Source organism: Cloacibacterium normanense (assembly GCF_003860565.1).
In the GTDB taxonomy this organism is placed as follows: Bacteria; Bacteroidota; Bacteroidia; order Flavobacteriales; family Weeksellaceae; genus Cloacibacterium; species Cloacibacterium normanense.
In genome coordinates this window covers 2,711,332-2,723,620 of record NZ_CP034157.1, presented here as the reverse complement: position 1 = coordinate 2,723,620, position 12,289 = coordinate 2,711,332, and the positions used below count along the sequence as shown (strand labels likewise).

Below are 12,289 nucleotides of genomic sequence, written 5' to 3'. Positions count from 1 at the left end.
TGTTCTTGTTCCTTATTTAATGATTACTTTTTCTTACCTTTTGCAGGAGCAGCAGCCTGTCCTGGTTTTGGTCTCTTGGCACCGTACTTAGAACGTCTTTGCGTTCTTCCGTTTACTCCGGCAGTGTCTAAAGCACCACGAACAATGTGATATCTAACTCCCGGTAAATCTTTTACTCTTCCGCCACGTACTAATACTATCGAGTGCTCTTGGAGGTTATGTCCTTCTCCCGGGATGTAGGCGTTAACTTCTTTTCCGTTTGAAAGTCTTACTCTCGCAACTTTTCTAAGTGCTGAGTTAGGTTTCTTAGGAGTAGTTGTATATACTCTCGTACATACGCCTCTTCTTTGTGGACATGAATCCAAAGCAGCCGATTTGCTCTTCTTAGCAAGTGTGGCTCTTCCTTTTCTAACTAATTGTTGAATAGTAGGCATTTGATTGCTTTATATTATTTTTTATTTTAGGGTGCAAAATTATGAATTATTTTTAAACTGACAAAATAACTTCCACATAAATAATATGTTAATTTTCATCTTTTTACATTCTAAATTTTACATTACCTTCATTACTTTAAAAAATTTATAAATTCTAAACATAGTTTTTAACAATTGAATATACTTACACTTTCGCAATAGCATTAATAAATTTGCACTATAAATATATTAATTATGAAAAATTCTAGCATTATTGGCTTAAAAGAAGCCGACTGTAAAAAAATCGCAGAGAAATTAAATGTTCTTTTAGCAAACTATTCCGTATTTTATCAAAACACAAGAGGTGCACATTGGAACATAAAAGGAAATCAATTTTTCACACTTCACCCAAAATTTGAAGAATTATACAACGGATTAGTTCTAAAAATTGATGCAATTGCAGAAAGAATCTTAACCCTCGGCGCAGCTCCCGCTCACAATTACTCCGAATATTTAAAAGTTTCTACCATTAAAGAAAGCAGCGAAGTTTCTGACGCTAACAAATGCGTAGAAGGAATTTTGGCTTCATTTAAAATAGTAATAGATTTACAAAGAGAACTTCTAGACCTTACCGAGAAAGCTGGCGACGAAGGAACCAACTCTCAAATGAGCGATTACATTACCGAACAAGAAAAAGAAGTTTGGATGTACAATGCTTACCTTGCAAAATAATATCCCTTTTTCGATTCACAAATAATTAACACTCTCAAAAAGAGTGTTTTTATTTTTATAATTACTTTACTTTAATATATTTGCAAGTAATTATAAACACAAATTTTGAAAAAAACTATACTCTTTTTACTCATTACGATTTTCACAAATGCACAATGGAGCATTTCTACTTCAGAAAGAAATGCACTAATTTCTATTTACAACCAAACCGATGGCGCAAACTGGAGCCAAAGTTGGGATTTAGAGAAAGACCCTTATTATTGGTACGGCGTAAAAACATCAAACGGGATGGTTACAGAACTTAAGCTAAACGGAAATCTTCTTAAAGGAAATTTCCCAACCTCTGTTTTCTCTCTCACTAATCTTAAAAAACTAGACCTTAGCTCTAATAAATTATATGGAGAAATCCCAAATTTATCTTCATTATCAAATTTAACTTACCTTAATCTTAGCAATAATGATTTTACAGGAGACGTTTGGAGTAGCTATTCTAACCTTCCTAATTTAGAAGAAATTTACGTTGGCCATAACAATTGTAACATTTCTAATACTGATTTTTCTGGATTTTCTGGATTAAAATCCTTAGATATTTCAAAACTAAACCTCACAGAAATACCAGCAAGTTTAGGCTCATTACAAAAACTATCATCTTTAAACGTAAGCAATAATGCTATTGTAAGTTTTTCAAACCTAAGCCCTTTAAATCAATTACAAGAACTCAACCTTGCTAATAACAATCTAAACAAAGTACCGAGTGAAATCATCAATTTTATTTCTTTGAAATCGCTAGACCTTAGTAATAATATCATTACGGATTTTTCTTCGCTTAGTAACTTAATAAATCTAGAATGGCTTTCTTTGGAAAATAATTCTCTACAGAATATCCCAAATCAAGTAAGCAATCTGCAAAAATTAATCCACTTGAATCTGGGAAGGAACAAAATAAATGGAAGCACCTCTATTTTAGGCACACTTAATCATTTGCAACAACTTTGGCTAAACCACAACAAACTTAGCGGAAACATTCCTCAAGATCTTTTAGCATTACCTAATTTAATGTGTCTATCTTTACAAAGCAATGAACTAGAAGGCACAATCCCTAACAACATCCCTCAAATTTGCAATATTTCTAATAATAGATTTTCTAAAACACAAATAGAAAATTATCTAAATACTAATTCTAATAATACAGACTTTGTATATTCACCTCAGCGATATGACAATCCAAAAGTAATAAAAACGAGTATAAATGCTTCAACAAGTTTAGACCAAGCTTTATCTACCTCCGACGGATATTCTTTTACTTGGCTTAAAACTCTTGACAAAAACACTTACATTAATTCAGAAAATTTAAGCATAAGCTCTGTGAAAGAAACCGACTTCGACATTTATACCTGCGAAGCTATTTTTATAAAAAACGACACCTTATATAATATATACTTTTCTGATTACAGAGAACCTATAACTCTAGAAAAATACGAGACGCTATCTACAGAAAATCCAGAAAACAGAATTATCGCTATTTATCCTAACCCTACTAAGGATTTCTTATATATCAAAAATCAAAACTATAAAATTGAATCTTTGAATTTATACGACATAGGAGGAAGGCTTATCAAAACATTTTCAGGAAAAGACGAAAAGCTCGACCTTTCCAATTTGCCATCATCCACCTATATTTTAAACATAAAAAAAACCGAAGGATACCAAAATTTTAAAATTATAAAAAAATAAAGTCATTTTTTCTTTATCACCCAATATAATACTTGCCAAGAGCAAGTATTTTTTTTACGCCAATTTAACATTTTTCATATTTTTCGTTAATTTTTCACAAATACCCCATATTTTTTTAATCAAAATTCAAAAAAAATTATTTTTTTTCAATTAAACCCCTATTTTTATTTGGGTATGTAAATATATTTTATAATTATACATAAGAATTTAAAAGTTGAATTGATATGAGAAAATGGATTTTACTAGCATCGCTAGTTGTTTTAGGTTTATTATGCCTATTTTCGGGTACACTCTTCCCAGAAACTCCAGTTGACGAAAAAAGCATCCCAGAATTTAGCAGTGCAGACATTGCTTGGATGTTGGTTTCATCTGCTATGGTACTAATCATGACGCCAGGTCTTGGTTTCTTCTACGGAGGTATGGTAAGAAAGAAAAATGTAATTAGCACCATTCTACAAAGCTTTATTGCAATGGGTGTAATTACTGTTGTTTGGGTAGTTATAGGATTTGGTCTTGCTTTTGGAGATTCAATCGGTGGTATCATCGGAAACCCAAGCAAATTTTTATTTTTCAGCAATGTAGGAACCAAGAGCGCTTGGTCACTTGCTCCAACTATTCCGTTGATACTATTTGCTGTTTTCCAAATGAAATTTGCCATTATTACTCCAGCGCTTATTTCTGGAGCATTTGCAGAGAGAATTAGATTTTGGGGATATTTACTATTTATAATTTTATTCTCTTTATTTATATATTCACCATTAGCTCACGCAGTATGGCATCCAGACGGAATTCTATTCAAATATGGTGTTTTAGACTTCGCAGGAGGCACTGTAGTACACATGAGTGCAGGCTGGGCGGCATTAGCTGGTGCATTATTTCTTAAGAAAAGAACAGAAATTATCCACGATCCTAGTAGAATTTCTTATGTAATCTTAGGAACTGCTTTACTTTGGTTTGGTTGGTTTGGTTTCAATGCAGGTTCTGCAGTTAGCTCTAGCTCATTAGCAGTACAAGCTTTCGCTAATACCACCGTAGCATCTGCAGCTGCTGCAATCGCTTGGGGATTCATTGAAAAAATTAAAGGAAGAAAACTTTCTGCAATGGGCGTAAGTATTGGCGCAGTAGTAGGTCTTGTTGCTATTACTCCTGCAGCAGGTTTCGTTACCGTTCCTCACTCTATTCTTATTGGGATTGTTGCGGTAGCAGTAAGTAGTTTTGTAGTAGATTGGAGAGGAAAGACCAATATCGATGACACATTAGACGTATTCCCTTGCCACGGTGTAGGAGGTATGGTAGGAATGGTATTAACGGGAGTTTTTGCTACCCCTACTATTAATGCAGCAGTAGTAGAACCAGGATTATTCTATGGCGGCACAAGCTTATTCATTAAACACATAGTAGCATTAGTTGGCGTATCAGTTTTCGCTTTCTTTGGCTCTTACTTACTATTATATATCACAAACCTAATTACTCCATTAAGGGTGAATGAAGAATATGAAAAAGAAGGTTTAGATAAAACACAACACGGAGAGTCTTTATAATCTCTCATCACAAAAAAATTATTAATCGTTTCACCCTTAAAAATTTACATCTATGAAAACTCTAAAATCTATAAATAAGTTAGCTTATTTAGTCACGACATTATGTACATCGCTTATATTTGCTCAGGAAGAAGCAAGTTGGCTAAAAGGATTCAAATTAAGCGGAAATGCTGATATTTTTTACAAAGCAGATTTCGCTGGAAGTGACAACAATACAAAAACTAGCTTTACGGCTCCTAATAATTCTTTTGAATTGGGAATGTTCTCTTTAAAACTGACGCATTCATCAGGAAAATTCACAACGGTAGCAGATTTAGGATTTGGAAACAGAGCAGAACAATTTAGTTATACCGCAGATAATACTAAATTTTTAATCAAACAATTATATATTGATTATGCTGCTACTGATAAACTTACCTTAACAGGAGGTTCTTGGGCTACACATGTAGGTTACGAATTACTAGACGCTCCAGAAAATGACATTTACAGTATGTCTTATGCGTTTTCTTACGGACCATTTTTACATACTGGTTTCAAAGCAAATTATGTGGCTAGTAAATTTAATTTTATGGCGGGAGTTGTAAATCCTACAGATTTTAAATCTGCTTTTCACACCGCAGATCCAAATACTGGAGAAAGCTTCAAAAACAAATTCTTTATCTGGCAAATTGGCTACGCAGGCGATCAATTAAGTGCTTATTTAAACGGACAACATGGCAGTTACAATCCTTGGAGTAATAATGTATCTCAGTTTGATTTAACCGCAGCATACAAATTCACAGATAAATTTAAGCTTGGTGTAAATGCTACTACAGCTACATTTAGTTCAGACACGCCTAATGTAGGTAAACAAACTTGGTCTTCATTGGTAGGATATCTAAAGTATGATGTAAATGAAGGTTTTGCACTTAATTACAGAGCAGAATATTTAGATAACAAAGACAATGCACTAGCTCTAGGAGCTGCAAACGGAAATACTGTTTTTGCAAATACTATTTCAGCCACACTTAGACAAGGCAATTTTCAATTAAAACCAGAAATCAGATTCGAAAGTTCAAACGAAGACATCTATTTCAAAAAAGATGGAAGCGCTACAGGAAGCTCTGCAAACTTCTTAATTGGTGCAATGTATAAGTTTTAACAAAAAACAAATATTTTATAAAGCTCAAGTTTTTTAACTTGGGCTTTTTTGTTTTGTATAAATTCATAATTTTGTTGAAACCACCAAAACACATAATAATGAAAAAATTTATCTCAATTATTACATTCTTATTTTTCAGCGTCTTAACATTTGCGCAAAACAATTCTGAAATTTTTGATCAAAAACTTGCAAATTCTCTCGGCGCAGATGAACGTGGCATGAAAACTTATATGCTCGTTATTCTGAAAACTGGCCCAAAAGATGCTGAAATTACAGATAAAACTCAGCGCTACGAACTTTTCAAAGGACATTTTTCTAATATGGAAGCCATGGAAAAAGCAGGAAAACTGAAATTAGCAGGTCCTTTTGCTACGAAAAACAACCTTCAATATCGTGGAATTTTCTTAATCGATGCTAAAACCGAAGAAGAGGTAAAAACTTTGCTTCAAGGAGATCCAACCATTAAAAACGGAATTTTCGACGTAGAAATTCTTCCTTGGTACGGTTCTGCAGCAATACCAATGCATCTGAAATATCATAAAATGATTTCTAAAAAATAATCATGAAAACTCCCAAAACCTACGAAGAATATTGCTTAGATTTCCCTGAAGAAACTCAAGAAATTTTAGAAAATCTGAAAAATTTCATTCAAAATCTTCTTCCAAAAAGTGAACTCTGCATCAATTACGGAATTCCAACTTATAAAATGAAAGGCAAAAACGTGATTCATTTTGGCGGTTTCAGAAATCATATCGGTTTGTATCCTGGTTCAGAAGCCATAGAAATCTTCGCAGAAAAATTAAAAAAATACAAAACGTCTAAAGGTACAGTCCAGTTTCCTTTGACAGAAGAATTGCCTTTTGATTTGATTCAAGAAATTGTAGAATTTAGAAAAGAGAAATTTTAGTTTTCCACAAGATAATCATTATAACTTTTTCTTTTTGTAATTTTGAAAAATGGAAATCTTATACATTATTCTCGCATTTATTCTCGGTGCTGTTTTGGCATATTTTATTTTGAAATCTTCTTCGGTTTCTAGAAAAAGCTATGAAGAATTGCAACAAAACTTCAATCAAAAAGAAGCCGATTTTAACAAAATTATAGCGGAAATTTCTGCTGAAAATAAAGCTCAAATTCAGAAAATAATAGAGCAACAAGAACTTAACGAAAGACAAAACTCTGAAATTAAAGACCTTCAAAACGATAAAAATCAATTAATCGGTTTGAAATCTCAATTGGCTGCTCAGAATGAAAGTCTTCAGCAATTATTGGATTCCCAAAAAGAAGAAATCGTGAAAATTCAGGAAGAAGCAAAGTTGCAATTCGAGAATTTAGCGAATAAAATTTTGGAAGAGAAAACCCTAAAATTCACGGAACAAAATCAACAAAACTTGAAGAATATTCTAAATCCTCTTCAAGAAAAAATTACAGATTTTGAGAAAAAAGTAGAAAATACGCACAAAGAAAGTATAGATTATCACGCTGCTCTTCGTCAACAAATTCTTGGGCTTAAAGAAATGAATTTGCAAATGAGCAAAGAAACGCTAAATCTTACCAAAGCATTGAAAGGCGATAGCAAAATTCAAGGAAACTGGGGAGAACTAGTTTTAGAAAGAGTTTTAGAAAAATCTGGCTTAGAAAAAGGTAGAGAATATGAAATTCAGAAAAGTTTTACCACAGAAGAAGGAAACAGAGTTCAGCCAGACGTAATCATCAACCTTCCTGATGGTAAAAAAATGATTGTAGACTCTAAAGTTTCACTTACTGCCTACGAAAAATACATCAACGAAGAAGATGACGAACAAAAAAGCAGCTTCTTAAAAGAACATGTAAATTCTCTAAAAAGACATGTAGAACAACTAGGAAGTAAAAATTATCAGCATCTCTATCAAATGGAAAGTCCTGATTTTGTTTTACTTTTCATCCCAATAGAACCTGCATTTGCAATTGCTCTAAACGAAGACACTCAATTATACAATAAAGCTTTTGAAAGAAATATTGTAATTGTAACGCCTTCTACTTTATTGGCAACACTTCGCACCATCGATTCTATGTGGACGAATCAAAAACAACAAGAAAACGCCTATGAAATCGCAAGACAAGCTGGAGCTTTGTATGATAAATTCGATGGTTTTGTCACTGATTTAGTTAAAATCGGCAAAAAAATGGACGAAGCAAAAACCGAATATGAAGGAGCCATGAATAAATTAGTAGACGGAAAAGGCAATCTGATTACTAGCGTTCAGAAATTGAAAATAATGGGTGCAAAAGCTAAAAAATCTTTACCTGATGCTATTCTTAATAGAGCAAATTCTAGTTTAGAAAATTTAGACGAGGAATAAAATAATGGAAATCTTATGATTTTCATCTTTGCAACCTTAAAAACATACAAATTTTAAAAATTTACTTTGCGCACTTTGCGTTTCAAAAATATGATTATCGAAAGCTTACAAAACGAAAAAATAAAAAACCTCAACAGATTAATTACAGACAATAGGTTTCGAAAGAAATCTGGTGTTTTTGTAGTGGAAGGGAAACAAGAAAACGAACGCGCATTGCAATTCGGGTTCGAAAATGTAGAATTTTTTATTTGCGAATCTATTTTTGGCATCAATCATCCCGAAGGTAAAATACATTTTGTTTCCAGCCAAGTTTACGAAAAACTAGCTTATAGAGGAACTTCAGAAGGAATTATTGGCATTTACAAAACCAAAGAATTTGATTTAAAAAATTATCAGCCAAAAGACAATGCTTCAGTTATTGTAGTAGAATCTGTAGAAAAACCAGGAAATCTTGGCGCAATTTTGAGAAGTTGTGAAGCTTTTGGAATAGATGCATTAATTGTTACCGATTCTAGAGTAGATTTTTACAACCCAAACGTTTTACGAAGCAGCGTAGGTTGTTTTTTTGGAATGAATGTATTCTCTGCAACCAATGAAGAAACTTTGGCGTTTTTACAAGAGAATTGTTTCAAAATCTACACCACGTTTATGGATGAAACCGCCGAAGATTTATACAACAAAAACTTCAATGAAAAATCCGCTTTATTTTTTGGAACGGAACATTCTGGCTTAAGTGATTTTTGGCTTCATAAAGGGGAAAATATTCTCATCCCGATGTCTGGAACTATAGATTCGCTTAATTTAAGCAATGCTGTGGCTATTACTTGTTACGAAATACTGAGACAAAAACTTTCTAAATAAAAAACCGCCTCGTGAAAACGAGGCGGTTCTGTTTGTAATTAATTTCTTAATTATTTTTTCACAGCTTCTTCTACTTTAGCTGCTCCTTCTTTCACTTTTGCAGAAGCATCCTTTACAGCGTCTTTTGCATCAGCAGAAGCATCTTTAGCAGCGTCTTCTACTTTAGCAGCAGCTGAATCTACTACAGCAGCAGCAGAGTCTACAGTTACCGCAGCTGAATCTACCATTGCAGTTGCAGCTGAATCTACAGTTTCAGCGGTTACAGTTGTTTCTTTTTTGTTACAAGCAACTAATGCTAAAGCAGCTACAGCTGCTACGAATAATGATTTTTTCATAATAATAAATTTAATTTAAGGGTTTAAAAAATTTGTTTGTTTCATTTTGTTGATACAAATTTATAACCACTCCGAAAATATAATTTGAAAATTCATTGTAAATATCTTTGTAAAGAGATTTTACAAAAAAATAAGATTGATAATCAGAAAATTAAATATTTTGAATCAAAATTAAATTCAATTTCTACAACTTATAAATACAAAAAAAAACATCTAAAAAAAATTAGATGAAATATTTTTTAATTTTACATTTGCGGAAATAAAAAAAACGCTCCTCTAAGAGGAACGTTTTAGTTTTTTTCTGTTGAGAAAAATTATTTTGCAGCTTCTTCAACTTTAGCAGCAGCTGAATCAACAGTTGCAGCAGCAGAATCAACAACAGCAGCAGCTGAGTCAACAGTAGCAGCAGCAGAATCAACAACAGCAGCAGTAGAATCTACAGTTTCAGTAGCTTCAGTAGTTTCAGATTTTTTACAAGCAACAACAGCTAATGCAGCGATAGCTGCTACGAATAATGATTTTTTCATAATAAATTAATTTAATTAAATTGTTTAAATTGTTTTGTTCACTTTTAACGGAGCAAAGATAGGTGCATAGAAAAAATTTGTTTTAGAAAATTAATTGTAATATATTTGTAAAATAGTTTTACAAAAAACTATTACTGATAATCAAATACTTAAATAATTTTATAAGATTTTGGCAGATTTAGATTTATTGCATTTCGAGCAATTAAAAGCAGAAGTTCAGGCGGAATATCTTAAAAATCACCATCCTTCCTACGATGAAATTTCGAAGTGGAAAGGAATTGATATTATTTATTTTCAAGAGGATTTACGAAAAAAAGCAAAAGGAAATATTAGCGAAAAGTCTTTCTATACATATTTCAAGACGGTTCCTTCTAGTAAATTACCAAGAATAGACATGCTCAATTTATTGGCCATTTATGCAGGATATCAATCTTGGTATGATTTTAAGAAAAATCATCTCTTTGCCAATGAATTTATTTCAGAACATGAAAAACCCTCAGAAATAATTGTTGCTGATGAGGAAATAATAGAAATTCCTGTTGAAAAACCAGCAGAAACATTTCTTTCAACACCTGAAAAAGCTATTCCAACTATTGAAAAAACTACCACAGCAGAAATTGAACCAACTATTGAGGAAACAAAAACAACCGTTGCAACATCTTCATCTTCACCACAAAGGATTTTCAAAAATCCTTTGATAAGCCTTATCAAACAATATTTTTGGCTCATTTCTTCAGTAGTATTAATGACTATGGTTTTGATATTAGTTTTTTGGCAAAGAATTTTTGCAACAGATTATAAATTCACTTTTATAGACGCTGATAGAAATACAAAAATCAAAGACATCATAGAAATAAGAGTTTTAAAAGAAAATGAAACTCCTATTAGATATATTATCAATTCTGGCAAAGATATTGAAGATGATGATGTAGGGGTTTTCAGATTTCCAACTCAAAGTAAGACTTTGGCTATGGAAGTCAATTCACCTTTTTACAGAAAGGATACTATTTATAGAAATCTAGATCCTGCAAGAACTAATGAAACAATAGAGCTAGAGCCAGATGTTTATGCACAAGCTTTGTACTATTATTCTACTAATGATATTAGCAAAAAAAGAGAAGAATTAGATAAAATTATCAGCAACAATGCTTTAATTTATCAAGTTTTTGATAATGAAACGTATGGCGTAGAAACCTTAGACAAACAAAAATATATAGGACTCGTCACGACACCTACCACTTCTTTGAAAAATTTTAAAATGATAGAGACTAAAGTGAGTCCAGAAACTAAAAAAATAATCCTTATTAAATTTAAAATACAACCTGATGAAATCACTAAATAAAAATGTAATCTTTACTTTAATCCTAGCATTAATGACAATTATTGCTTGTAAAAAAGAGCAAACAATAAGTGATATAGATGTATTAAGAAACGGCAATAATGAAGATGTATATTCTACCACAAAACTAGACAGTGCACAAGCTATAGCAAGTATAACTCAGCAAAAACTACAAGAATTATACGATATTTCTGCGCTGTATTCTTCTGGAAATAAAAATACTGCAATTGACTCACTGAATTATGAGCAAATTCAAGGATATTTTGTAAAAAAAGATTCGGCGAACGTATTGGGACTTCTGAAAGAACTTGACAGCCTGAAAGTAAAACTGGTTAAAGTAAAAAACCTTAGCATCATTACTGAAATCAACGGAAAAGATACCTTAGATTATGCCAATTATACAGTAGAATATAAAGATAGAGACCAAAGAATGATTGGTGAATTCAATAAAAAATCTCAATATAAACTCTTGAAATCACCTGTGAATTTCAAAAAAGAATTCAAATTTTATTTTGTAGAAATTGATGTAAAACCAAAAGACAGCACTTCTGTAGGCGTAACCAAATAATCTAATTTTACATCTTGTAAAGAAACATCATCAATTGAATCAGTCGGCGAGAAATAATTCACGCCGATTTTTTTTGCATCATGATTAATTCCTGCAAAAAATTGGTCGTAAAAGCCTTTTCCATAGCCAATTCTATTCCCTGATGCATCACAATACAGTAATGGTGTAATTACATAATCAAAAGCATCAGATTCATTTTCATTAGATTCTGGCTCCAGAATTCCCCATGAATTTTGCAAAAAAACAGTATCTGGTTTAATCTTAATAGAAATAATCTTATTCCCAACCATTTTTGGAACAAAAACCTGAATATTTTTTTTAAAAAAATAATTGATAAAGATTTTAGTATTGATTTCGTTCAATTTTTCAATTGGAAAAAAAATGTGAACCTTCTGATTTTCAATTACATTAAATTGTAAAACGAAATTTTTAAATATTTTCTGAGATAATGACAAGACCTCATCTTTCGACAAGGTCTTTCTCAAATCCATATATTTTTTACGTAAATCTTTTTTAAGCATTTTAGATTTCCTTTACCGATATAATTTTCACTGGACAAGCTTTTGCTGCTTTTTCACACGGTTCATACGCATCAGGAATCGGTGTTTTAAGCGTAAAGAAGCCTTTCTTATCAGCAGATTTCAATAAAACAGATTTTCCGTCTTTCTTAGACATACGGAAATATTCTGGCGCAAACTCGGCGCAATAATTACAGCCAATACATTTATCTCTTTGTAGTGTAATAATTACCATTAT

The 12,289-nt window shown here is 32.0% G+C and carries 15 protein-coding genes; 10 read left to right on the top strand and 5 right to left on the bottom strand.

Annotated features, from left to right (window positions below; all coding sequences use genetic code 11):
- Positions 1 to 23 precede the first annotated feature (23 nt).
- Positions 24 to 434, bottom strand: coding sequence for a 30S ribosomal protein S12 (gene rpsL / locus EB819_RS12490; RefSeq protein ID WP_069800866.1), 411 nt, complete (start codon positions 432 to 434; stop codon positions 24 to 26).
- A 234-nt stretch (positions 435 to 668) separates the two neighbouring features.
- Here rpsL and EB819_RS12485 point away from each other — a divergent pair, with 234 nt between their 5' ends.
- The 8 genes from EB819_RS12485 to EB819_RS12450 all read left to right on the top strand — a co-directional run bounded on the left by EB819_RS12485 (position 669) and on the right by EB819_RS12450 (position 8,764).
- Positions 669 to 1,145, top strand: coding sequence for a Dps family protein (locus EB819_RS12485; protein ID WP_069800864.1), 477 nt, complete (start codon positions 669 to 671; stop codon positions 1,143 to 1,145).
- A 105-nt stretch (positions 1,146 to 1,250) separates the two neighbouring features.
- Complete coding sequence (locus EB819_RS12480; protein WP_069800862.1) at positions 1,251 to 2,879, top strand: leucine-rich repeat domain-containing protein; 1,629 nt, start codon at positions 1,251 to 1,253, stop codon at positions 2,877 to 2,879.
- A 224-nt stretch (positions 2,880 to 3,103) separates the two neighbouring features.
- On the top strand, positions 3,104 to 4,420 hold the full coding sequence (locus EB819_RS12475) for an ammonium transporter (protein WP_069800860.1): 1,317 nt from the start codon (positions 3,104 to 3,106) through the stop codon (positions 4,418 to 4,420).
- 52 nt (positions 4,421 to 4,472) lie between these two features.
- Complete coding sequence (locus EB819_RS12470; RefSeq protein WP_069800858.1) at positions 4,473 to 5,561, top strand: outer membrane beta-barrel protein; 1,089 nt, start codon at positions 4,473 to 4,475, stop codon at positions 5,559 to 5,561.
- A 98-nt stretch (positions 5,562 to 5,659) separates the two neighbouring features.
- Positions 5,660 to 6,121 carry a YciI family protein gene (locus EB819_RS12465; protein WP_069800856.1) on the top strand — a complete coding sequence of 154 codons (462 nt, stop codon included), beginning with the start codon at positions 5,660 to 5,662 and terminating at the stop codon, positions 6,119 to 6,121.
- 2 nt (positions 6,122 to 6,123) lie between these two features.
- Positions 6,124 to 6,468, top strand: coding sequence for an iron chaperone (locus EB819_RS12460; RefSeq protein ID WP_069800854.1), 345 nt, complete (start codon positions 6,124 to 6,126; stop codon positions 6,466 to 6,468).
- A 49-nt stretch (positions 6,469 to 6,517) separates the two neighbouring features.
- Positions 6,518 to 7,903 (top strand): DNA recombination protein RmuC, encoded by a 1,386-nt coding sequence (gene rmuC / locus EB819_RS12455; RefSeq protein ID WP_069800852.1) that lies wholly within the window; start codon positions 6,518 to 6,520, stop codon positions 7,901 to 7,903.
- A 90-nt stretch (positions 7,904 to 7,993) separates the two neighbouring features.
- Positions 7,994 to 8,764 carry a TrmH family RNA methyltransferase gene (locus EB819_RS12450; RefSeq protein WP_069800850.1) on the top strand — a complete coding sequence of 257 codons (771 nt, stop codon included), beginning with the start codon at positions 7,994 to 7,996 and terminating at the stop codon, positions 8,762 to 8,764.
- Between the two features lie 50 nt (positions 8,765 to 8,814).
- On the opposite strand, the gene EB819_RS12445 is transcribed toward EB819_RS12450, so the two are convergent.
- The gene (locus EB819_RS12445; protein WP_069800847.1) at positions 8,815 to 9,099 is read right to left on the bottom strand and encodes a hypothetical protein; all 285 of its coding nucleotides are present in this window, start codon (positions 9,097 to 9,099) and stop codon (positions 8,815 to 8,817) included.
- 314 nt (positions 9,100 to 9,413) lie between these two features.
- Positions 9,414 to 9,626 (bottom strand): hypothetical protein, encoded by a 213-nt coding sequence (locus tag EB819_RS12440; RefSeq protein WP_069800845.1) that lies wholly within the window; start codon positions 9,624 to 9,626, stop codon positions 9,414 to 9,416.
- A 169-nt stretch (positions 9,627 to 9,795) separates the two neighbouring features.
- On the opposite strand from EB819_RS12440, the gene EB819_RS12435 reads away from it, so the two are divergent.
- Together EB819_RS12435 and EB819_RS12430 are read left to right on the top strand one after the other, a co-directional pair.
- Entirely contained in the window at positions 9,796 to 10,968 is a 1,173-nt protein-coding gene (locus EB819_RS12435; RefSeq protein ID WP_069800843.1) for a hypothetical protein, read from the top strand.
- On the top strand, positions 10,952 to 11,533 hold the full coding sequence (locus EB819_RS12430; protein WP_069800841.1) for a hypothetical protein: 582 nt from the start codon (positions 10,952 to 10,954) through the stop codon (positions 11,531 to 11,533). Before EB819_RS12435 ends, EB819_RS12430 begins: the two co-directional genes overlap by 17 nt.
- Here EB819_RS12430 and EB819_RS12425 read toward each other — a convergent pair.
- Together EB819_RS12425 and EB819_RS12420 are read right to left on the bottom strand one after the other, a co-directional pair.
- Positions 11,473 to 12,024 (bottom strand): 5-formyltetrahydrofolate cyclo-ligase, encoded by a 552-nt coding sequence (locus EB819_RS12425; protein WP_317126164.1) that lies wholly within the window; start codon positions 12,022 to 12,024, stop codon positions 11,473 to 11,475. The two genes, EB819_RS12430 and EB819_RS12425, sit on opposite strands and share 61 nt — an antisense overlap.
- A gap of 31 nt (positions 12,025 to 12,055) precedes the next feature.
- Positions 12,056 to 12,286: a ferredoxin gene (locus EB819_RS12420; RefSeq protein ID WP_069800836.1), complete on the bottom strand. Its 231-nt coding sequence runs from the start codon at positions 12,284 to 12,286 to the stop codon at positions 12,056 to 12,058.
- Between the last annotated feature and the right edge of the window lie 3 nt (positions 12,287 to 12,289).